The organism is Frankia sp. Hr75.2 (assembly GCF_949319125.1).
In the GTDB taxonomy this organism is placed as follows: Bacteria; Actinomycetota; Actinomycetes; order Frankiales; family Frankiaceae; genus Parafrankia; species Parafrankia soli.
This window is the reverse complement of sequence record NZ_CASGGV010000099.1, coordinates 54,979-77,025: the sequence shown is the minus strand read 5'-3', so window position 1 is coordinate 77,025 and position 22,047 is coordinate 54,979. Positions and strand designations below refer to the sequence as shown.

15 protein-coding genes and 1 tRNA gene are annotated in these 22,047 nt (G+C 71.1%); 11 read left to right on the top strand and 5 right to left on the bottom strand.

The genetic code is table 11. The features are described from left to right. Positions 1–70 precede the first annotated feature (70 nt). Together AC559T_RS09110 and AC559T_RS09105 are read left to right on the top strand one after the other, a co-directional pair. Positions 71–340, top strand: a complete 270-nt coding sequence (locus tag AC559T_RS09110) for a hypothetical protein (RefSeq protein ID WP_020463714.1) — start codon at positions 71–73, stop codon at positions 338–340. A 69-nt stretch (positions 341–409) separates the two neighbouring features. Beyond that, positions 410–697: a hypothetical protein gene (locus tag AC559T_RS09105; protein WP_071062308.1), complete on the top strand. Its 288-nt coding sequence runs from the start codon at positions 410–412 to the stop codon at positions 695–697. 54 nt (positions 698–751) lie between these two features. Here the strand turns inward: AC559T_RS09105 and AC559T_RS09100 are convergent, their stop codons facing one another. Beyond that, positions 752–1,408 (bottom strand): hypothetical protein, encoded by a 657-nt coding sequence (locus tag AC559T_RS09100; RefSeq protein ID WP_498868445.1) that lies wholly within the window; start codon positions 1,406–1,408, stop codon positions 752–754. An 82-nt stretch (positions 1,409–1,490) separates the two neighbouring features. On the opposite strand from AC559T_RS09100, the gene rpsD reads away from it, so the two are divergent. After that, complete coding sequence (gene rpsD, locus AC559T_RS09095; protein WP_112104952.1) at positions 1,491–2,096, top strand: 30S ribosomal protein S4; 606 nt, start codon at positions 1,491–1,493, stop codon at positions 2,094–2,096. A gap of 98 nt (positions 2,097–2,194) precedes the next feature. On the opposite strand, the gene AC559T_RS09090 is transcribed toward rpsD, so the two are convergent. Continuing rightward, positions 2,195–2,881 carry a hypothetical protein gene (locus tag AC559T_RS09090; RefSeq protein WP_368954981.1) on the bottom strand — a complete coding sequence of 229 codons (687 nt, stop codon included), beginning with the start codon at positions 2,879–2,881 and terminating at the stop codon, positions 2,195–2,197. A 329-nt stretch (positions 2,882–3,210) separates the two neighbouring features. Between AC559T_RS09090 and AC559T_RS09085 the strand changes: the two genes are divergently transcribed. Next, positions 3,211–8,397 (top strand): BTAD domain-containing putative transcriptional regulator, encoded by a 5,187-nt coding sequence (locus AC559T_RS09085; protein WP_498868444.1) that lies wholly within the window; start codon positions 3,211–3,213, stop codon positions 8,395–8,397. A gap of 93 nt (positions 8,398–8,490) precedes the next feature. Here the strand turns inward: AC559T_RS09085 and AC559T_RS09080 are convergent, their stop codons facing one another. Next, entirely contained in the window at positions 8,491–10,050 is a 1,560-nt protein-coding gene (locus AC559T_RS09080) for an MFS transporter (protein ID WP_498868443.1), read from the bottom strand. 146 nt (positions 10,051–10,196) lie between these two features. Here AC559T_RS09080 and AC559T_RS09075 point away from each other — a divergent pair, with 146 nt between their 5' ends. Together AC559T_RS09075 and AC559T_RS09070 are read left to right on the top strand one after the other, a co-directional pair. Then, positions 10,197–10,730 carry a metallophosphoesterase family protein gene (locus AC559T_RS09075; RefSeq protein WP_112109242.1) on the top strand — a complete coding sequence of 178 codons (534 nt, stop codon included), beginning with the start codon at positions 10,197–10,199 and terminating at the stop codon, positions 10,728–10,730. Positions 10,731–10,873: 143 nt separating this feature from the next. Then, positions 10,874–10,946: transfer RNA gene (locus AC559T_RS09070), tRNA-Arg, on the top strand. 90 nt (positions 10,947–11,036) lie between these two features. Here AC559T_RS09070 and AC559T_RS09065 read toward each other — a convergent pair. Next, positions 11,037–12,050, bottom strand: coding sequence for a tyrosine-type recombinase/integrase (locus AC559T_RS09065; protein ID WP_498868442.1), 1,014 nt, complete (start codon positions 12,048–12,050; stop codon positions 11,037–11,039). 580 nt (positions 12,051–12,630) lie between these two features. Between AC559T_RS09065 and AC559T_RS09060 the strand changes: the two genes are divergently transcribed. From AC559T_RS09060 to AC559T_RS09040, 5 genes are all read left to right on the top strand, one after another. After that, the gene (locus AC559T_RS09060; protein WP_498868441.1) at positions 12,631–13,254 is read left to right on the top strand and encodes an HD domain-containing protein; all 624 of its coding nucleotides are present in this window, start codon (positions 12,631–12,633) and stop codon (positions 13,252–13,254) included. Between the two features lie 421 nt (positions 13,255–13,675). Then, positions 13,676–14,071 carry a hypothetical protein gene (locus tag AC559T_RS09055; RefSeq protein ID WP_498868440.1) on the top strand — a complete coding sequence of 132 codons (396 nt, stop codon included), beginning with the start codon at positions 13,676–13,678 and terminating at the stop codon, positions 14,069–14,071. 190 nt (positions 14,072–14,261) lie between these two features. Further along, positions 14,262–15,089 (top strand): FHA domain-containing protein, encoded by an 828-nt coding sequence (locus tag AC559T_RS09050; RefSeq protein ID WP_498868439.1) that lies wholly within the window; start codon positions 14,262–14,264, stop codon positions 15,087–15,089. A gap of 187 nt (positions 15,090–15,276) precedes the next feature. After that, entirely contained in the window at positions 15,277–18,255 is a 2,979-nt protein-coding gene (locus AC559T_RS09045) for an ATP-binding protein (RefSeq protein ID WP_498868438.1), read from the top strand. Between the two features lie 83 nt (positions 18,256–18,338). Next, on the top strand, positions 18,339–20,111 hold the full coding sequence (locus AC559T_RS09040; RefSeq protein ID WP_498868437.1) for a hypothetical protein: 1,773 nt from the start codon (positions 18,339–18,341) through the stop codon (positions 20,109–20,111). Positions 20,112–20,376: 265 nt separating this feature from the next. Here the strand turns inward: AC559T_RS09040 and AC559T_RS09035 are convergent, their stop codons facing one another. Continuing rightward, on the bottom strand, positions 20,377–22,011 hold the full coding sequence (locus tag AC559T_RS09035; protein WP_498868436.1) for an IS1634 family transposase: 1,635 nt from the start codon (positions 22,009–22,011) through the stop codon (positions 20,377–20,379). Positions 22,012–22,047 lie beyond the last annotated feature (36 nt).

Genomic DNA, 22,047 nt, shown 5'->3' with positions numbered 1-22,047 from the left:
GGACCATCTCCCGGACAGCAACCTACTGCCTGTGCATCCGACCCCATGACCCCGGACGGACGGACCACCCATGCGCACTGTCACCACCCCCGCGGCTCAGCACGCGGCCGGCCAGATGACCCAGCGGCTCACGGATCTCCAGACAACGACGGCGAGCCTCGTCGCCCGCGGCAACACCCTGGCCGACCCGACGAACTGGGAGGGCCCGAAGGCGCAGCTGTTCCGCACGCAGATCTGGCCCGAGGTGCAGAACACCCTGTCCGCACTGCAGACGAACCTCGCCGACCTCGCCCGCACCGTGACCGAGATCAACCAGCGGACCGCGCTGGCCGGTAGCTGACCGCCCCGACCAGCACTCCCAGGCGCGACCCGAAGAGCCCGACACGCCCCTCTGCCCCAGGAGCATCTGATGACGACAACCTCAGGCGTCACCGTCCGGGCGACGCCACAGGCGTCGACCGCCGTCGACGATCTCGCCGGCATCATCAACGGCCCGATGCTGGCCCACTTCGACAACCTGCGCGCCACCGCCCGGGTCCTCCTGGAGCCGGAGAACTGGGACGGTCGCACCGCCACCGAGTTCCGCACGTCGATCTGGCCGACGTACGAACGCACCCTGACCGACCTGCACACCCAGCTCGACCGGTTGCGCATCCGCCTCGCCGAGATCCAGACCGACATCCAGGCGGCCGGCTGACGAGGTCGTCACCGGGCGCCACCCTGGCTGGGTGGGCGCTGCCGAGCGGGGTCGTCAGAGACCGGCGCCCGAGGGCTCCGCGAGCAGGTTGACGGCGTCGTCGGTGTCCAGTTGCACGCATCCGCCGCGGGTCCGGATCGTGGCCTCGGCGAGCTCGATGTCCAGCAGCACCCAGGAGCCGCCGAGCTCGAACAGGTCCCCGGTCGGATGCCGATCGGCGAGGTGCAACGCCAGGTCGGGGACGGATCGCCCGGCTACCGGCGCGACCCATCCGCCGAAGACGACGGACACCCAGTCGCAGCCGTCCGAACGCACCGGTCCGCACATCTGGAACCGGCAGGCCTGGTCCTGATCCCCCAGGACACGTCCCACCGATGCCGGCGCCAGCAGCACGATGCGGGCGGGCGCGCCACCGGCTCCGAACAGATCCAGCGACTCGGAGCCGGTCGGAACGGCGTCGGCGGGTCCCGTCGCCTCGGGGCCGGCCGGAGTGGGACCGGTCGCAGTGGGACCGGCGGAAGCAGGGCCGGCTGCAGTGGGGGCGGCGACGGTCGCGAAGCGGAGGCCGTGCACGACCCATCCACCCCACATGACCAGGCTGCCGTAGGCGGCATCGTGGACCAGCTCACGCGCGGCCAGCACGTGCACCGCCTCGGTGGGTGCGGTGCGCGTGCTGATCGACGGGTGCCCCGCGTCGTGCTGATCGATCATGCCGTCCACCACGTACTCCTCCAGCGTCCACTATGGTTAGGTTCGCTTTATTTAAGGTTACCTAACCTAAAGGAGGAGGCCCGTGCGCCACAAGCCCGTGGCCAAGCTGAGCCGGAGCATCGGCCTGCCGCTGACCGACAAGGCGGCCAGGTACTTCGAGAACCGGCCCTACCCGCCCGGCCCGCACGGCCGCGGCCGCAAGACCATGTCGCCCTACAAGGAGCGCCTGCGGGAGAAGCAGCGGTTGCGCTTCCAGTACCACATCAGCGAGAAGCAGCTCCGGCGCGCGTTCGACGAGGCCGACCGGGGGGCCGGCCGAACAGGCCACCTGCTGATCGAGGATCTCGAGACCCGCCTGGACGCGGTGGTCCTGCGCGCCGGCTTCGCCAAGACGATCTACCAGGCCCGCCAGTTCGTCAGCCACCGCCACGTCCAGGTGAACGGCAGCCGGGTGGACCGCCCCGGGTACCGCGTCCAGCCAGGTGACGTGGTCACGATCGCGGGGCGCAGCCGTCCCATGGCGCCGTTCCGAATCGTCGCGGAGACCCAGCCGGCGGGGACGGCACCGCCCGCCTACCTCGACGTCGACCGCACCGCGCTGGTGGCCGTGCTCAGCCGGCGGCCGACCCGGCCGGAGATCCCGGTCGTCTGTGACGAACAACTTGTCGTCGAGTACTACGCGCGTTGACAGGATCCGGCCGAGCACGGGTGATCCTCGGCGCTCGGCCTGCTCCGATTTCCCGTCACGGCCGGACGGTGGCGGCGGGCTGGTGGTCGCGGCCGGCCTCAGAGTTCGAGTTCGGGCAGCTGCGGGTCATGGATGAACCTGAAGGTCGCGGTCACCTCCTCGAACAGGCCGTGCAGCGCCGGAGCCAGGCCGGTGTTCGGGCTCGCGCAGGAGATCACGGCGACCCGGTCGAGCCCGGGGATGGGCACCGTCGTCCGCATCACGAGGCGGATGGCCGCCGGCCCGCCGTCCATCGGTCGCTGCTGCTCGAACGCGCAGGTCCGCACAGCGCGGCCGGCGGCGGGAAGGTCGACGAATCCGACCCGCCGCCACCAGCGCCGGGACGGCAGGTAGGGCACCGCGCGCCCATGCCGCAGCAGGTCACGCGCCGGACGGCCGAGGTCGCGTCCGTGCCGTGACGATCGCCGGAGGTCAGGCTCGTCCTGGGCGGAGTGCAGGCACACCGTGAGACACGCGGAGAGGCCGGCCCCCCGGACTTCCTCGATCATGACCGCGCAGTAGACGGCGCCACGCCTGTCCGCGTACGCGGCGGCCTCGCGAAGGATGCGGGCGACAGACGAGCCCTGCCCCGCGAGCCGCGGATGATCTCGTACCCGTGCGGCGGCCATCCGGGAGATCGCCACCGAACTGCGCGCGGCCTGTGTGTCCAACGCGAACCAGTTGTCCGGCACCGTGATGGTGAAGCGATCGGGTTTCCACCGCTGCGCCTTCGTATGCCCCTGCACCCAGGTCGTCCTCTGCTCGGATGTGACCTCAGAACACTGCCATCTGTGTTGGAACTCCAACACGTCACGCTCACGCCCGTGCTTCAAACTCCCCAATTGGCAAAGGTATGCACGATCACCCCGAACCATGACAAGTCGGACGTCCCAGGCAAGACAAGGGAGTGCGGGACGTGAGGCGCGGGAGGGCGCCCGGGCGCGGAGGCAGCCGGCATCGCCCATGGGCGCAGGGACGCGCGGAGGCGATGGCACCTCCGACGACTCGTTACAGTCAGCAAGCCACGTGTCCTTTGTGTGAACGCTACGGCCGCTCGGCCGGAATATGACCTGTAGTGAGCCCAGACGTGGTGAACTGTCACATTGTGATCCAGGCGGGCAATTCACGACCGACCGCAGGCAACGGGGAGCGCCGGCGCGGCGGCTCCGGCGCCGCGCTCCTGCTGGGGCTCGGCGTGGGTGTTCCCGTTCTCCTGCTCGTCCTCACCGGCACACCGGTCGCCGCGGCGGTGGGCGACGAGGGCGCGTTCACCGGCGAGTTCGGCGCGGGCAAGGTGCTGCGTCTGATGGTCCTGGCCGCCTGGCTGGTCTGGATCCACTTCATGGTGTGCGTCATCGCCGAATGGCGCGCCGAGCGGCGGCAGACGGGGCTCGCCCCGCGGATCCCGTTCGGCGGTGGCAGCCAGGCGCTGGCACGGCGCCTCGTCGACGACACACTGCGGCTCACCTCGCCCCGGAACAACTCGACGGGCCGCTCGGGCGCGCGGCACCCCGCCCATGCCCCGGCTCGCGGTGGGTCCGGCGGCCCGGCACGCGGTGGCTACCGGGCCGGCGGCACCAGCCGGACGAACACCGGCGGGCGCACGAACCCCGGCGGGCGGACGAGCACAGGTGCGCAGGCGAGCGCGGCTGGGCGGGCAGGCACCGGTGGACGGGCGACCGCCGGCAGCCGCGCGGGCGCCGGCAGCCGAGGCGGTCGACCGTCCACACGGCCGGCGAACGGCCCGGCGGACACCGGCGCCGCCGGGAGTGATGAAGCCACACCACACGGTGGTTCCGAGCCGGCTACCCGTGCCGGGAGCGCTGGGGCCCGGGCCGAACGCGGGTCCCGCACCGACCGGGCGACCCGCACCGAGCGGGCCGCCCCGACGGGGCCGCTACGCCGGTCGGATCCGGCCGCGATCTCACGGCTGGCCCGCGGGCTCACCGGGCAGCAGCCGATCCCCGCCGGGCCGGGCGGGGCCGCGCCGCCGGTGCCCGGTACCAGCCCTGGAACCCGCTCGGCAGCCGGCGGCCTTCTGCCGGCCGGCACCGGCGGTGGCGGGGCCGAGGCGCGTGGCGGGGCGGGCCGGGGCGTCCCGGCCGGTGCCCCGTCAGGCGTTCCGGGCCGAACCGCCGGCGCCAACACCGTTCCGGCCACCCACGGCACCGCAGGTCAGGCCACCGGCACCAATGCTGGTCCGGCCGCCGGCGACAGGTCGGACCAGGGCGGCGCCTCGGGAGGCTCCGGTCCCGCGACCGACCGCTCCGGGGGCTACCGGTGGGATGAACGGGAAGCCGCGCCACGGGCGCTGACCGCCGGCGAGGAGGCCCCGGCGGACCTCTTCCCGGACGGCATGGACGTCAAGTTCTGCGAGGTCCGCCCGCCTGACGGGCGCCAGTACGACACGCTGTGGGCGATCGCCCGGCGGCTCCTCGGCAACAGCCTGCGCTACCACGAGATCTTCGCGCTCAACGAGGGCCGCGCGCAGCCCGACGGCCAGACCCTCACCAAGCCCTCCCTCATCGCCCCGGGATGGGTGCTCATGCTTCCCCCGGACGCCGAGGGCGAGGAGGTACGGACCCTGCGGGTCCCGCACCGCGAAGCCTCCTGGGTCGAGGAGGTCCACGCCCGCTTCGCCGCCCAGGGCTCCGCGGACGGTCGCGGCGGCACCGACGGTGCCCCGGGAGGCGACGACATCGGTGGCGGGCCGGCATCCACCGGGCCGCTGCGCAGCGGTGCGGGCGGCTGGTCCGACGGGCCGGAGGCGGGCCAGGAGCCGTCGCCCTACGGGCCGGGTATCGGGAACTCCGGCGAGCGTTCCGCGTGGGGCGGCGAGACGGGCACGCCCGGCGGGATGGGGCCCGGGCGGCTGGGAAGCGGGCGCGGCATCACCGGCGCGGCCCTGCTCGCGGCGGGCGTGCTCACCGCGCTGACCCGGCGCCGGCCGGGCGGCGCCGGCGCGGACCCGTTCTCCGCCGAGGTCGAACACGCCCTGCGGCTCGCCGCCGACCTGCCCTCGGCCCGTTTCGTCGACCGGTCCCTGCGGCTGATGTCCGCCGGGCTGACCTCGCGGGGCCGTCCCCTGCCGCCGGTGTACGCCGCGATCCTCACCGACGCCGCGCTCGTCCTGCACATGGCGCCGGCTGTGCCGGAACCGCCCCCCGCCCCCTGGCAGCAGGGCAACAACCCAGGCTCCTGGCGGATCGAACGCAACCCCGAGGCACCCGACGGGCTGCCCTTCGACGCGAGCGCCAGCCTGTCGGCGGACGTCCCGGCGCCCTACCCGGCGCTGGTCACCCTCGGCCGGGATGCCACCGGCTGCCGCATCCTCGTCGACCTCGAGGGCGCACCCGGGATGATCAGCCTCGTCGGCGACCCGGCCGTCGCCAGCGAGGTGGCCATCTCCGTCGCGGTGGAACTCGCCACCAACATGTGGTCCGACGACCTGCGGGTCTGTCTTGTGGGCTTCGCGGACGACCCCAGCCCGATCGCGCCAGGGCGGCTTCGGACGTCCTCGAGCCTCTCCGACGTCCTCGACGAGCTCGAGGCGCGCGGGCCGCGGGACACCGGATGGGGCAACGAACCGGGCGCCGCGCTGCGCGGGCGGCAGGCCGCCCACATCCAGTCGCTGTGGGCGCCGGATCTCCTGGTGCTGGCCGGGCCACCCGCCCCGCAGCACGCCGAACGGCTGGCCCGACTCTCCGGTGGGCGCGACGAGACGGTGGGCGTGCTCATGGTCGGCGACAGCCCCGCCGCCCGCTGGCGGTTCGCGGTCGGTCCCGACGCGCGGATGTCCCTCGGGGTGCTCGGCGTCGAGGTCAACGCCCAGACCCTCGCCGCGGCGGAGTACTCCGCCGTTCTGGCGATGTTCCGCATCGCGACCGGCGCGCGCCCGGCGGAGGCTCCGCGCCCGTCCTGGGCCAGCCGGCGCCTGCTGACCACGGGTGCGGACGCTCCCGTCCCCACCAGCCGGCCCTCCGAGCGAAGCGACGCCTGGGACGACAGCGAGGACCGGTACGGCGGCGGACACCAGGACGACGGCGAGGACCAGCACGGCAGCGAGAGCTGGCCCGACGGCACGGACCGGTACGACAGCGAGGAGTGGGACGGCAGCCCGGGCGGCCAGGCCACGGGCGGCTACCCGCCAGCCGGGGCTGCGGACGATGACCCTTACCGAACCGGGCCCTACCCGATCGCGGGCGGTTCCCTCCACCCGGCGGACCGTCCAGCCGGCCATCCGGCGGACTACGCGGACGACTACTCGGCGGAGTACGCGGCGGACGGGCCCGACGGACACGCACCGGAGCCGACCGCGCCGGCGGGCCACTACCCGCCGCCCTACCCCGAGGAGCACCGTCCTCCGGCCCCGGACGGCCCGGAGGGTACCCGTCCGCCCCGGGGCTCGGGTTCGATCCCCGGAGTCGTGCCCTGGCTGCCCGTCCCGCAGACCGGGCCCTCCGTCATCCGGATGCCGGTCGACGGGCCGTCCGGGCTACCCCCGAGCAGCCTGCCTCAGGTCCCCCCGCCGACGGTCACTCCGCCGCCAGTCCCACCAGTCCCACCAGTCGCCCCGCCGACGGTCGCCCCGCCGCCAGTCGACGCGCCGCCGGGCTCCCGGCCGCAGGCCGCCACGCCGGACGTGCCGGGCCGCGCGGGGCAGCACCAGCCGTCCGACGCTCCCCCGCCCTACCTGGTCGAATCCGATCGACCGGCCATACAGCCGACGGACGTGCCGCGAGTCCCCCGCACGCTGCTGGTCCGGCCGGCGCACGGGCACGACGAGGCACAGCAGCACAGCCCCGACCAGCCGCAGCCCGCGCACCGGGACGAACCCGCCACGCAGCAATGGCAAGAGCACCCAGGCGTCCCGGCAGCCGCCACCGGCGCCACCAGCGCCGACGTCGGCGACGTCGGCGACGTCGGATGGGACCGGCCCTACCCGCCACCCCCGCCCAACGAGCGCGAACCGTATCAAGCCCAGCCGCCGACGCACCCGGCGCAGCCGTATCCGCAGGAGCCGCACCAGGCGCAGCTCCACCCCCCGGTGCCGCCCCCGGGATACCTGGCCCCGCCGGGGTCGTATCCGGCGGAGTCCTATCCGGCGCCGTCCCGTCCACAGGATCCGAACTCACCGTCGCCGCACTCGCAGGCACCGAGATCACCGCAGCCGCACTCGTACGAGCCGTACCCGCAGGCGCCGAACTCGCCGCAGCCGCATCCGTACGAGCCGTACCCGCAGGCGCCGAACTCGCCGCAGCCGCATCCGTACGAGCCGTACCCGCAGGCGCCGTCCTCGCAGGAGTCGTATCCGCCCGGCTCTCACCCGTCGTATCCGGAACCCCACTCGTCAGAGCAGGGCTATCCGGCGGCTTCGCACCAGGAGGCCGACGCCCCGCCGGCGCCCCTCCACGGGAACGGCCCGCTCGAGACCCTGCCCCGCCTGGACCCGGACCCGGCCGGCGCCACCGAAGCCGAGGTGCACGTGCTCGGCACCCCGTCGGTCGACGCCCCCGGCCGACCCGACCGGAACCAGATCGACCTGCTCACCGAGATCGTCGTCTTCCTCGCGCTGCACCGCGACGGCGCGTACCCCGAGGACGTCAGCGACCTGCTCGACCTCCCCCTCGGCTCGGTCCCCGATCCGCGGGCGCCGGGGGGATCAGGCACCGGCGTGCTGGCCGGGCTCATCGCGGCCCGCACCTGGCTGGGCGTCGACGCCGGCGGGCGGCCCCGGTTGCAGCCCACCTCGGACGGGCGCTGGGTCCTCAGCACGGACGTCCGCTGCGACTGGGAGCTCTTCGTCGCCTACACCCATCGTGCGGCGCGGCCCGACGACGCGAGCGATCCCGAATCCGACCTGCGGGCGGCGCTGAACCTGGTCAGCGGGCCGCTGTGGTCCGGCCTGCCCGAAGGCAGGTACGGGTGGGCCCGGTCGACGCCCGTCGAGAGCACGATGCGCTCCGCCGTCATCGACGCCGCGCACCGCCTCGCCATGCTGACCCTGGAAGCCGGCGACACCGCCACCGCGATGGCGGCGTGCCGGACCGGCCTGCGCGCCGCGCCGACCGCGGAAACGCTGTGGCGTGACCTGCTGCGCACCGTGGCCGCCCGGGGTGACCGCCGGACCCTCGAAGCCGTCGCCGGCGAGCTGTACCGGACCGTGTCGGCGCAGTCGACCCGGCGCGGCGGCGCGGCGGAACCGGAGACGGACGCGCTCGTCCAGCAACTCCTGCCGGGCTTTCGCCGCCGCCACCACTGACCGGAATCCCCCGCCGCCGCCAATCGGCCTCGGCACATACCGCCGGACGGGCAGGACCGACCGGACGAGCAGCGCCTGCCGGATGACCCGCGGTCACGACATGTCCGCCGAGCCCTGTGGTCTCGGTGGAACAGACCGCCTCGACGGGGCTGACGTTCCTCGTTCCCCGGAGGTCCACGACGGCCGCGCGGGACCGGCCAGCGTCCCGGCGAACAGCGCGATCGCGCAGGTGAACGCGACCACGCTCCACAGGGCCCCGCGCAGTCCGACGAGTTCGGCCAGGCCTCCGATCAACGGCGGCCCCGTCAGCCATCCCGCGTAGCCGACCGAGCTGACCACGGCGATCACCGCCCCGGCCGGCAGCCCCACCAGGTTCGCGGCGCGGGCCGCGGCGGAGAAGGCCGCCGGGATGACACACGCCAGCCCGGCGCCGAGCACCGCGAACCCGACGATCCCCAGCGCGGTTCCCGTCCGCGTCGCTCCGGACGCGAGTGCGACGGCGAACATCACCGCGGCGGTAAGAGCCAGCGGACGGACCACACGCCGGATCCCGAAGGTCTCCACCGCACGATCGCCGACCAGGCGCACCACCAGCATGCAGGCCATGAAGGCCACGTACCCGATCCCGGCGACGCCGGCCGACGCCCCGGTGACATCCGTCAGATAGACGGCGCTCCAGTCCGCCGCCGCGCCCTCCCCGAGGAAACTGGCAAACGCGATCACGCTGAGCGGGACGAAGGGCAGCAGCGCCCGCGGAGTCACAGCAGTCACCGGCCTCGCCGCGGGCGCTGGAGGCGGCGCAGGCACCGCAGACGCTGGGGACAGCCCAGTTGCCGGGGGCGGTGGAAGCATCGACGTGGCCGGCCGCGCGTGGGTCTCGGCGCCGGCCCCGACCACACCATCCCTGGCTCCGACCGCGCTGTCGCCGGTCTCGACCTCCCCGTCAGCGCCATCGAGCTCATCGGCGGCGGCGTCGGATACGACGAAGCCGGTGGACGCGGACTCCCGACTACCGTCCCCGCGAAGCATCCATCCGGTGAGAGGTAACGCTCCGGCCACGGTAAGCGCGCCGAGCACCGAGAACTGGATGCTCAGCGGCAGCTCGATCGCCGCGGCGGCGGCGCCCAGGCCCGCGCCCACGAGCGCACCGGCCGTCCAGGCGGCATGGACCATCATCATGATCCGACGTCCGAAGCGGTGTTCGACGGCCGCGGCCTGGGCATTGGCGGAAAGGTCCAGGGCACAGCTCGCACCGCTCAGCAGCGCGAGCGCGGCGAACAGCGACAGCGGGCCGGTCGCGGTAATGATCACCAGCCCGAGGGTCGCGTACGCGACCAGCGAGAACCGGATCACCGGCACGCTGCCCAGCCGGCTCACCAGAACACCGGCGCCCCACAGCGTCACGATCGCACCGACCGGCGCGCCGAGCAGCGCGAGCCCGAGCTCACCGTCGCCGAGCGCGAGCGCATCCTTGACCTGTGGGATCCGCGGAGCCCACGCGGCGAGTAACAGCGCCAGGAAGAAAAAGACCACCATGGTGGCCACACGAGCCCGTCGCAGTCGCCGCCACTGCGCGGCGGTCCATGCCATGTCGACCGCCGCCCATCCGCTCCCGTCGGCCACCGGCTCGGCCCCCATCCGCCGAGTCGACATCCGCCTACCGGCTCGGCATCGGCCCATCAGCTCGCGACCACCCCGGCCGCCCCGCTCGCCCCGACGCCGCCCGGCCAGGCGGCCGGCCGCTGCACGCTACCCCCGGGCGCACGCTCAGAACACCGAAAATCACGGACACTGGACCAATGCGCCTCGTCGTCCTGGCCGACACTCACGTCCCGGTGCGGGCCCGCGATCTGCCGTCGCGGGTGTGGGCCGCGGTCGACGAAGCCGACGCCGTCCTCCACGCGGGCGACTGGGTCGGCCCCGAGCTGCTGCGCCAGCTCACGGAACGATCACGGCGCCTCATCGCGTGCTTCGGCAACAACGACGGACCCGAGATCCGCGCCATCCTGCCCGAGATCGCCCGCGTGACGCTGGAAGGCCTGCGCTTCGTGATCGTCCACGAGACCGGGGCCGCCGCCGCCCGGGATCGCCGCCTGGCCGCCACCTACCCGGAAGCCGACGTCATCGTCTTCGGCCACTCCCACATCCCGTGGGACACGACGACGATCCGACCGCAGGACGGCCGCCCGCTGCGGCTGCTGAACCCCGGCTCACCCACGGACCGCCGGCGCCAGCCCCATCCGACCTATCTGACAGCGACGATCGAGGACCAGACACTGCTCGATGTCGAGCTGCACCGCCTACCGCAGCCGACCCCCGTCCGAGCGCGCTGACGGGCCATCCCGGGCGAAACGCGCCCCCGCGCGGAGCGTGCCCTGGGCGCCCCGACCCGGGGCGCGGTTGGAGGGGAGGGGGTTCGAAGGCTGCCCTCCGGGTGCTGTAAGCTGGCGAAGCCGGCCGCGAGAGTGACCGGCAGGCGCTCGTAGCTCAACGGATAGAGCACTTGACTACGGATCAAGAGGTTGGGGGTTCGAGTCCCTCCGAGCGCACGTCTGGTTGAGACAGGTCAGAGCCCCGCAGCCGATAACACGGCGCGGGGCTCTGTTCTTTTGACAGCCTAGTTGACAGCCAACAGCCCGTCAGGCCCCCTCTGCCTCGGTCGTCCCGTCCTCCGGGTCCTCGTTGTCCTCCACCGGGAACCAGCCGTCCAGCTTGGCCGCCGCGTCACCGTGCACGGTGTCGACCATGTCCACGTAGATGTCCATGGTCGTCGACAGCATCGTGTGGCCGAGCATCCCCTGTATCTGCTTCCAGTCGACACCGAGCGCGTAGGCCATCGTCGCCGCGGTGTGGCGCAGCGCGTGTGGGCCGAGGTGCGGCAGCCCGGCACGCTGGCACAGCTTGGACAGGTGAGTGTTCAGCCCGCGCGGCTCCATATGCGTGCCGACGGTGCTCGGGAAGATCAGCCCGTTCTCCTTCCACCGCTTCCCCGCGGCCTGCCGGTGGGCGTGCTGGGCGGTGCGGTGTGCCTGGAGCACCCGGACACACCGGGTCGGCAGCGTGAGCGTGCGCGTTCCGGCCTGACTCTTCGTCGGGCCGACGACCAGCCCCTTCACGCCACTCACCCGGGTCACCTGGCGTTCCACCCGCAGCGTGCACGCCGATTCGTCGAAGTCGGACCAGCGCAACGCGAGCGCTTCCCCACGGCGTAGACCGACCAGCACCAGCAGCACATACAGCGCGTAATGCCGGGTGGACTTCGCTTCGTCGAGCAGCCGCAGCCCGTCGCCCCTGCTCAGCGCGGCCACCTTCCGCTTCGGCTTCCGCGCTTTCGGGACCCGCAGCGTCTCGGCGACATTGCGACTGATCTTCTCGGTGATGACCGCTTCGTTGAGCGCCTGCCGCAGGACGGAACGCAGCGTGCGCATGGTCGACGTGCTGTAACCGTCCGCCGCCTTGCGGTTAAGGAACCGCTGAAGATCCTCATGCTTCAGCTCGACGAGCCGGCGCGAGCCGAGAGCCGGGCGGATGTGGTTGTTCACCATGACGCGGTAGTTCGACTTCGTGGACTCCGCCCGTTCCGACGGGTCGACGATCTCGTCAAGAGCGCGCGGTGCAGGCTGCGCCGCGCGACCGCCTGTGCGCGGCCGCAAGCGGCCGTGCTCGCCGGGGGCGTCGCACCCCGCACCGCGCCATGGCCGAAGGCGGAAAGCGCATCCAGGGGTGGCCCCTGACGTCGAGACACAGCGTTCCACGTCGGGTCGCTGTACCAGCGGCAGCAGGGAAAAGTAGAGCTGCCGCGCCGCTTCCGTTCCTCGGCGTCGGAGGCGCCTGCGGTACGGGTCGGCTTCCCAACGAAATCCGTGGAAGGCCGGACAGCCGAGCCTCTTTGACCATCAAGCGGCATGACCGGCCCGCCTACCAGCGCCCATCCGTCCCGGAGTCACCTTCAAACCCGAGGCAGCAAAAATTCCGATCTCTCCGGACACCACCAACGGGCGCCATGCTTCAATCCGATTCGGCGGCCGGTAGCCTGCGGAATCTCGTGTGAGCTGCGAGTTTCGATCGCAGCAGTCGGACCCCAGCCGTACGCCGCCGTCCGGCTTGCCCTGGTCAGACCCCACCTTTCAGCAGGCACGGGCATGCCGTGGATCACTAGTAGTGTCCTGATGTGATCGTGTACGAGGGCGTTCTGCTTGCCGGTCGCTGTGGCACATGAAGGGAGCTCGGGGCATGTTGCAGGTGTTCGAGGCGGCGGCCGGTTGGCCGTCCGTGCGTGAGCGATTGGCCAGGCGCATTGCGGAACAGGATCTAGCCTCGCTGGATGATGCGGTCGCCTTCGCTGTTCGGTGGCACGGGGACCAGACTCGGCCGGCGGGTGAGCCTTATGCCGAGCATCTGCTTGAGGTCGTGTGTGTGTTGGTGGAGGCGATCGGAACGACTGACATCGACGTGTTGCGCGCGGCCGTGCTCCACGATGTGGTCGAGGACACGGAGTGCTCGCTGGAGGATGTGCGCGAGCGCTTCGGTGACCGCGTCGCGGGCTTGGTCGACTGGGTGACCAAGCCCGCACCGTCGGAGGGCCAGACACGTGAGGAGGTGCGGGCGGCATATCTGACACGGTTGCTTAGCGCTCCGGATGATGCACTGTTGGTGAAGCTGGCGGACCGGCTGAGCAACGTGCAGCGGCTGGACGCACATCCTCGGCCGGAGAAACGTCGTTCGTACTACCAGGAGACGGTGCGCTCTGTCGTCCCGCTCGCGCAGTCCCATCCATGGTTCCGCCAGTGGTATGCGGCCTGGAGCGACGCTTTCGGTCATTTGGCTGTCGACAGCCTGGACACGCGTTCCCAGTGACACGTGCGGTGGGAGCTTCTGGACACGGCTCTTGCCTCATGACCTGACCACCTGGGCTTCACCACAGAGTTGGCGAACGGTCGAGTCTTGGCGAAGGGCGGACCGCAGGCGGGTGATCATCGGTGGGAGCCCGCATAGGGCTGGCCCGCGATGGAGGTGGCGCGCATTACGAGTGAGGCGACTGCTGGTCCCGATATGCTTTTCCGTCGGCTAGCGGCGGTCTGGGGTGCCAGCACTCCCGGAAACGTGCGGCCTGCACCCTGCCCCTCGGCGGGATCGGCCGATAGTTTTCCCAGTGGGAACGATGGGCGGGCGCGAACCGTCCACTAGAGGCGGGTGCGCCGATCCTGGCCGGCTGGTCGGAGGTATGCGTGGACAAGATGTTTCGGGAACTCTCCCATGGTGAGCACAGGTGATCGCGGTGTCGCGCAGTCACTCCGTGCCCGACCGGGACGGCGCCGAGGGCGATATCCGCGGTACCGCCCGGTACGTTCAGGTCCGCCAGACGGGGAAAGGTGCCGTTCTGTCGTTCCGCATCGAGCGATATGACGCCATGGGCAACCGGCTGCGCCCGGTCGGTGCGGAGTTCACCCACTACCAGAGCGGTCAGCTCGACGACGGCGACGAAGTCGAGGTCTCCGGCCGCTGGTCTCGTGGAACGCTGCTGGCGAAGAATGCCACCAACCTTTCCACCGGAGCGCGGATCCACGGTTCTGCCACCTCGGAAAAGGTGGTGACCGCGGCCGGCCTGACGTTCTTCGTCCTGTTCATGCTCTTCGTCCTGGCGGGGATCTTCGCCGGCGCTGTCGTCGGCTGACCGCGACGGTCGCCCGGCGCCGCCCAGCCGCCCGGACCGGTTTTCCGTCGCTGTCGTCCAGTCGACATTTACAGCGTCGCCGGAAATTCATGGATGGCTGCGAACCGTCCACTACGGTGTCGAATTTGGATCGGCGAACAGGTAGTAGCCGACCCGGTGGGCCGATCTTGGCCAATTGTCGGAGGTAACCGTGAACAAGGTGTTCCTGGAGTTGTCCCAGGGGGGCCAACTCCTGGCGATCGCGGTGTCGCGCAGTCCCTTCACGCTCGGCCGGGACCACGGCAACGACCTGGCGTTCCCCGGCGACGGGACCGTCTCCGGTCGACACGCGGAGATTGAGCGGCGTGCTGAGGGCTGGCTGATCCGCGACCTGGATCCCGCCCGCGGCGTACGTGTCAACAGGCGGACGATCAGCGCGCCGCAGCTGCTCGTGTCGGGTGATTCGATCCGGGTCGGCCGGGCGCGGCTGACGTTCCGCGCCGACGGTAGTACCGACAGCCAGGACGTCGGCCCACAGCCGGGCAAATACCTCGACGTCACCGAAGACATGGACGCCGAATTCGTGCCGACAGTCTCCTCCCAGGCGGCACCTTCCACGTCGAAGCGGGCCCAGCCGCTGCCGTGGTGGCCGCTGCCTCAGGTTCCCGGGCAGGCGGCACCCGAAAGCACGGCGGGACCGGCGAGCGCGTTCGACGCAGCGTCCGACTGGCTGCAGCGCCTGCTGCAGCCAGGTGAGCGTGCACAGCCCGTCGACCAGCAGGCCAGGCGTGGCAACGACAAGGTCCGCGGGGTCGCCCGGGGCGTGTCCGAGACCGATGGCGTCCTGAGATTTCGTGTCGAACGATACGACGCCATGGGTAACCGGATGCCCCCGGTCGAGGTCAATGTCGACTACTACCGGCACCGGACCGGGCGGCTCAGCGACGGCGACGAGGTCGAGGTCTCCGGGCGCTGGAAGCACGGGGCCTTGATAGCGAAGAAAGTCATTAACGCTTCGACCGGCGCTGAGGTCCAGTAGTCGGCGTGAACAGCTGGCGCGGCCGGCTGCCGAAAACGTGGAAGAGGACGGTGGAACGATGTCCACAGCATCCGTCACCACGGTGCGAATGGACTACTTGCAGCGTTGCGGTCCCGGGCCGACGTTCCTCGGAACGCCGTGGACGGAGGCTGTGCCCGGTGCGCGTCGACTGCTTCGGGTGCGAGGTGTGGGCAGGACGGAGAAGCTCCGCCGCGCGACGGTGGCAGCGGACGGCGAACGGTGGCGGTCCCCTACCACGGAGCTGATCACCGGCCTCTACGGATACCGCATCCCGTTCGTCCTGCAGGTGCTCGGCGCGCCTGACGGGGTGTCCGTCCAGATGGGGACCTGGTCGACGAAGGCCGGCTCGGGCGCCATCCAGGATCGTCGGATCGGCGTGGTCGAGTCCGTCCTGAGGGGCCTGTATCCCATCGTCGACGTGGAGAGCGCCGCCGTTCTGCCACCTCGTTGGCCGCTGTCCGGCATGGCACTCGGAGTCCCCGCGCCGGCGGGAGTCGACCAGCACGACGGGGCCGCGCCGATGGACCGGGTGATCCGTTCGATGAGTGGCGCTCACTGGGGCGCTCTCGTGCTCGCGTATCCCCTCGGCGAGGAGACGGTCGGCAACATCCGGAACATGGTCCTCAACGAGATGCGCGCGGTCGAGTCGGCAGCCCAGGACGCGCGCGCGCCCAGCCCGCTGACCGCGCAGTACGTGGAGTTCCTGAGGGCGGTGCTCCGTTCCGCGGGAGAAGGTCTTGCCGTCGGGGCGTGGCGCACCGCCGTATACCTCGGTGGCGATCACGAGAGCTATCCGCGGCTGGCTGCGGCATGGCGCAGCGTCATGTGTGGCGAGCGCTCGTTGCCCGAGCCGGTCCGGGTGTTCGACCGTGACCAGGTCGGCGAGCTGGTCACGGCCTGGGCGATGCCGAACCAGCCGGGCGACAACCCGCCTGGACTCTACCGACGTCCGTTCGAATGCCAGACCTTTCTCTCGACAGCCCAGCTCGCGGCGTGCGCACATCTTCCAGAGATCGAGACGCCCGGTTTCTCGGTCGACGTTGCCGCTCGGTTCGACGTGGTGGCGCGACCGGCGGTCGAAGGCGACGAGGGTCTGCTGGTCGGTCGCGTACTGCAACATCGTCGTCCGACGGCCGGGACGTACAAGGTGTCCCGTCGCTCCCTGACGCGCCACGCCTTCGTCGCTGGTCTGACCGGATCCGGCAAGACCAACACGATCATGTCGCTGCTGCTGGCGGCCACGGCGCACGACGTCCCGTTCCTGCTGATCGAGCCGGCGAAGGCCGAGTATCGGGCACTCATCGACCATCCGGCGCTGGGCCCGCGGATGCGTGTGTTCACCGCGGGCAGCCCGACTGTTGGACCGTTCGTACTCAACCCGTTCGAGGTGCCCGTGGGAACGTCGGTGAGCGAGCACCTCAACCTGCTGCGGGCGGTCTTCACCGCGGCGTTCGGCATGTGGACGCCCTTGCCGCAGATTCTGGAACGTTGCCTCCACGACGTCTATGTCGACCGGGGGTGGGACCTGCGGACGAACACCAACGCGCGGCTCGGCGCGCCCGACGGCCGCCAGGCGGCGGATCTGGACAGGGCCGCCGCCTTCCCCACGCTGTCCGACCTGATCGCGAAGAGCGAATACGTGATCAGGACGCTTGGCTACGACCAGAAGGTCACCGGAGATCTGACGGCCGCTCTCGTCACCCGGCTCGACTCGCTGCGCCAAGGTGCCAAGGGCGCGATGCTGGACGTCGTCCGGTCGCTGCCGGCGCGGGAACTGTTCGGCATGCCGACCGTTGTCGAGCTCGAGGCGCTCGGTGACGAGGGGGACCGGGCCTTCCTCATCGGCCTGCTGCTCATCCGGCTCGCCGAGCACCGGCGGGCACAGGGGCAGTCGGCGGACCTCGTGCACCTGCTCGTCATCGAGGAAGCCCATCGGCTGCTGGCCAACGTAGCGACGCCGGCCTCCGAGGAGACGGCGAACCCGCGGGGCAGGGCCGTCCAGACGTTCTCCCATCTGTTGTCGGAGATCCGCGCCTATGGCCAGGGTGTCGTGATCGTCGACCAGGCACCGGTCCGGCTCGCCCCCGACGTCATCAAGAACACGAATCTCAAGATCGCGCATCGGACCGTCGCGGCGGACGACCGGGCGGCACTGTCCGGCGCCATGGCGATGGACGAGCGGCAGTCGTCCGCCCTGACCTCGCTCGACGTGGGAGAGGCGGTGGTCTTCAGCGGCGGCGACGACGCACCTCTGCTGGTGCGGGTTCCCCTCGTCAAGGACGCGATCTCCGCCGCTCCACCGTCCGACACCCGGGTGGCCGAGCACATGCGACGGTGGCGGGCCGCGGGCTCGTTCGACGACCTCTTCCTCCCGCAGCCCTTCTGCGCGTCGACCTGCGCGACCCCGGCGGCGTGCGAGGCGGCGCGGCGGATCTCGGACGACGAATCCGCGCGGCGGACCCTGAGCAGGCTGGTGCTCTCTCTCACCACCCGGCCGGATGCGCTCGAACGGCTCTGGGACGACCTGCTTCTCGTGCTGCGGGCGCAGCGACCGGTCACCGTCCAGCCGGACGACCTGTCCCGGGCCTATCTCGGGCACGGATCGGACTGGCTCGCCACCCGCCGTGGCATCCAGGGCGGGTGGTCGTACGCCGACACGGCCGAGTTCCGTGACCGCCTCCGCGAGCTGCTGCTCGCCAGACTGGCCGGGAACCCGCACGCCAGCGAGCTGGCGGCGGCATTTCGCGGGACGGTGCACCGGCTGGACGCCCGCGAGTTCTCCCCGTACCCCGTCTGCGAGCTGGTCTGCGCCCAGGAGCCGCCGCTGTGCCTCTACCGTTCGGCCGTCGCGGACCTGGTGGCCAGTGGGCGGTACCAGGCCCCGTGGCGCACGGCCGACGAGAACGACACGGCCTCCGGCGACAGCCGCGCCCAGCAGACCTGGGAGGTCTGCCAGGACGCCGCGTACGAGCTGGTCGAGTTCCCCGATTCGGAGACGCCCGCGGAGGTGGCCCGCGACGTCGAACTCGCGGTCCGCCGCGTGTGCGTCTGCTTCGAGCAGCAGATGCTCGCCGGCGACCGCCGGAAACTGCCGAGAACGAGCCGCCGGATTCTCGCCCGCGTGATGGCCGAGGCCGGTCTGTGATGCGGGCCGCTCGACGCGACATCAGTACGGAGACGAGTTCCAGGTCCGACGACCGCGCTCCGTACAGCGGATAGGGCTATCCGGTGGACGGACTCGAAATGGAGCATTCCTCCGCGGCCAGCCAGGCCGCGAGCCACAGTGCTGCGAGCCACAGTTCCGAGATCCACAGTGCCGAGAGCCGCATTGAGAGTCGCGACAATGCGCATGGGCCCGACCGGAGCGGCGTCACCCAGCGAGACGAGCACCTGCCGAAGGTCGAGCAGAGTCTCTCGGCGGACTTCGCTCGCCCTGAGCCCGGCCAGACTGACGCGCGGCCCGAGGCCGGCCGCGCCCCGGCCCCGGACGGCGGCAGCCAGCGAAGCGGTTCCCTGGAGGCAAAGGGCGATGACTCTTTGGCCCGGGCGGCGACCGCACCGATTTCACAGCTCGACATGGCGAAGGAGCTCGGGAGAGCTCTCGACAGCGCGGCAGCGGCAAAGATTCGGGAGGCCGAAGCCTTCGCCGAAAAGATGACGCACGAGGCGGCCAGTGCCGTCGAGAAGAAGGCCTTGGCGGTCATGGACACGGTCGAGAAAAAGGCGGCGGAGATTGGGGAGGCCGCGCGGCAGGCCGATCGGAAGATCGGGTCAAATCCAACAGTCGAGACCCTCAACGAGGTTCTCGAGAAGGCGATACCCGCGATCGCCTACCCTGGGCTGAAGGAGACCGTGGAGATCGTCAAGCATTCGGCATCCATCATGAATGCCGAGTGGGACGTGGTGTTCGGGGACCCGGCACAGCAAGCTGACGGCAAGAAGGAGCTGTACAACGAGCTGCGCGAAGTGTATGCGCAACTCTATCCGGTAGGTATCGAGGCGGTGAGCACCTTCGTGGCGGAGAAGAGCCAGGGCGTCGGCACCGACGAGGCGCTCAGGGACGCCGCGGAACAAGGTGTGAAGTACGCCCCCTTCGCGCAGGCCGAGAAGCACCTCGAAAATGCCTACGAGGCCCATGAGCGGGGCGACAGTCATACCGCGGCGGTTGAAGCGGCGAAGTTCGTTCGGGATTTCGTCGAAGAGGTTGTCAATATCGTCGAAATTATCGATGGTATTCGCGATCTGGCCGGGCTGCGGAAGCGTTCCCCGACGGTCGAGAAGCCCGGGACTGGGGCGCCCAAGGGCGAGGTACCCAAGGGCGAGGTGCGAGGGGACGAAGCACCCAAGGCCGGAGCCAACGGCGCCAAGGCGCCGAAGACCGCTGCCGGCGGCTTGGCCGGCGGCGCGGCGCCCGCCGTGGACGCGGCCCGGCCACGCGCTCCGATGATCGATGTCGCCGAGATCAAGCCGGTGGGTGGTGAGTCCGGCGGCTGGCGGCAGCTCGGTGAGCCGAACCGAACGGGCTACGCGGCGATTGGCTCAGCGGCCGAGAAACAGGGGCTCATGGGCGTCGCCACCTACGACCGCGGCACGGGCGAGGTCCGGCTGACCGTCCGGGAGGTCAACAGCTACCAGCGGGAGGTGTACTCCCAACCCATCGGCCGGCTGTCCCAGGCCGAGCTCGACGCGATGCGCCAGCAAAGCGGCGGGAACCCCACCCGGTTCGGGAACCTCGTCGAGAACCGGGTGCGCGAGATGATCAGCGAGGCCACCGGGCAGCAGATGTATGACCCGATGAAGAACCCGAGCAAGACGGGGCCCGACTGGCTGCCCCAGCAGCTACCGCTGCCCCACCCGTCCGCGCCGCCTCCTGAAACGCGGGTGCGTGTCGATTCGTCCACGGTCGAACCGTCGGCACAGCCGCAGCATGAGTATCTGGACGAGAAGACGACCTCATCCGAAAGGCCCCGCCTGAAGCGAGCCGTCCGGCCTCCCCGATAGCCTCCGGATGGGGTCGTCCGCATCCAACCCGGTGACGTGGTCGGCGGTCCACCACTGTCGGAGTCGACCGACCAGGGCCAGCTCGCGATCGAGCCAGGCGGGCTCACCGCGCCCGCCCCCGACCAGACCTGGCGCCGTCGGAAACCGCAGCCGCCAACGTCCCACCCGCGAACCGCGCATCGGCGCGTCCGAGGGCACCAGTTGAGGCAGGTCAAGCGTGAACGTTCCAAGCGCGCCCTCGAATCGCTGCGCCACCTGAGTTCGGTCATTTCGTTAGTGCCTTGCCTGTGAGCGCGTCGAGGAGGGTTTGCCGCTCCAAGCCGATGGCAGGTGGGAAGGTCTGGACGACGCCGTTGATCGCGATGGTCGCGGAGCGGAGCGGGCGGAGCTGTCGGATGACGTTGCGGATGGCCAGGCCGGTGCGGTTCTGGACGGTGCGGGCGACGGCGAGCGCGGTGAACACGATGGTCAGGTGGGCTTCGATCGCGTCGGTGGTGCGCACGAACATGGGCCGGGCGGCGAGGCCGGTCTTCGACATCCGGAATGACTGCTCGGCGTGCCAGAGGTCGTGATAGTCGGAGATGACCTGGTCGGCGGTCAGGACGGTCGCGGGGAGGTTGGTGACGTAGCCCTTGAGCCCGACGAGCCGGCGGGCACGCGCCAGGCTGGCTTCGTCGAGGACGCGGGCGTCGCCTTTGACCGTGACGAATCTCGGGGTGCGGGCGGTTTTCTCCCCGTCGACGACGGCCCGGGCGCGGTTCTCCTGCGCGGTGAGGGTCTTGTTGTCCCGGGCGGCGCGCCGGGCCGAGTAGGCCCAGACCGCCCGCCACGACCCGGGGTGCCCCTCACGGTTCCAGGTGGGCTCGGCCTTCACGGCGGTGTCGTTGTCACGGTTACGTCCGGTTCTGGGAGTCACCGTGTCGATGACCTGCCCGTCGGTGAACGCGTCGCCGTGCCAGCAGAAGTGCGATGCCAGGTCGATCGGTGCCTTGGTGACCCGGGAACCGACGATGAACCCGAACCCGGCGTCGTCGAGTTCGCGCAGGTTGGTCGCGGACAGCATGCCGGCGTCGGCGACCACGACCAGGTTCTCAAGCTGGTGACGGTCCTTGAACTGGCGGATGACCGGCAGGATCGTCGCGGTCTCCGCCCGGTTGCCCTCGAAGCAGCTGATCTCCAACGGGAATCCGTACCGGTCGACGAGCAGGCCGACGACGATCTGCGGGTCGACGCGGCGTTCCTTGAAGTAGCCGACTTTCCGCAGGTCGTCCTCGTTCTCGGCCTCGAAGTACAGCGTCGTCACGTCGTACAGGCACAGCGAGACGTCGCCGCTGGCCAGGGCGTGGGTGAAGCACAGCGCGGCGAGCCGGTCGCGGTAGCCGCCGTGGTGGGCGCGCAGCAGGGTCCGGCGCATCGTCTTCTCGCTCGCGGGTGTGGCGCCGAGGTCCGTCAGGACCCTGCCGGTGTCCAGGATCGAGGTCGGCTCCACCAGCCTGGCGATCACCAGGTCCCGGAACACCTGATCCTGAAGGGCGTCGAACCCCAACGACGTGAACACCCCGGCCAGCGCGTCGTAAAGCACCCGCGAGCCGGTCGCCACCACCCTCGGCGCCGCGACCGTCGCCCGCCCCCGCGCCGGCTCGGCATCCACGTCGAACAACGCCACCGGGCCGGCCGCGTCGAGCAGCGACGCCTTCACCGCGACCGGCTCGACCTCGACGAGCTCACCCTGCCGCGGATCCCTCAACAGCTCCCGAGCCCGTTCGACCAGCACACCGAGCTCAGCCTCGGTATGCGCCGAACCGACGTGCGTGACGATCCGCCGCCGCCCACCGACCGACTCGGCGATCTGCACCGCCGTCGCTCCCGACGCCGTCCGCACCCGCCGAATCCAGGCCACAGCCACACCGTAGAGCACCAATTAGTGCCTCAGAGC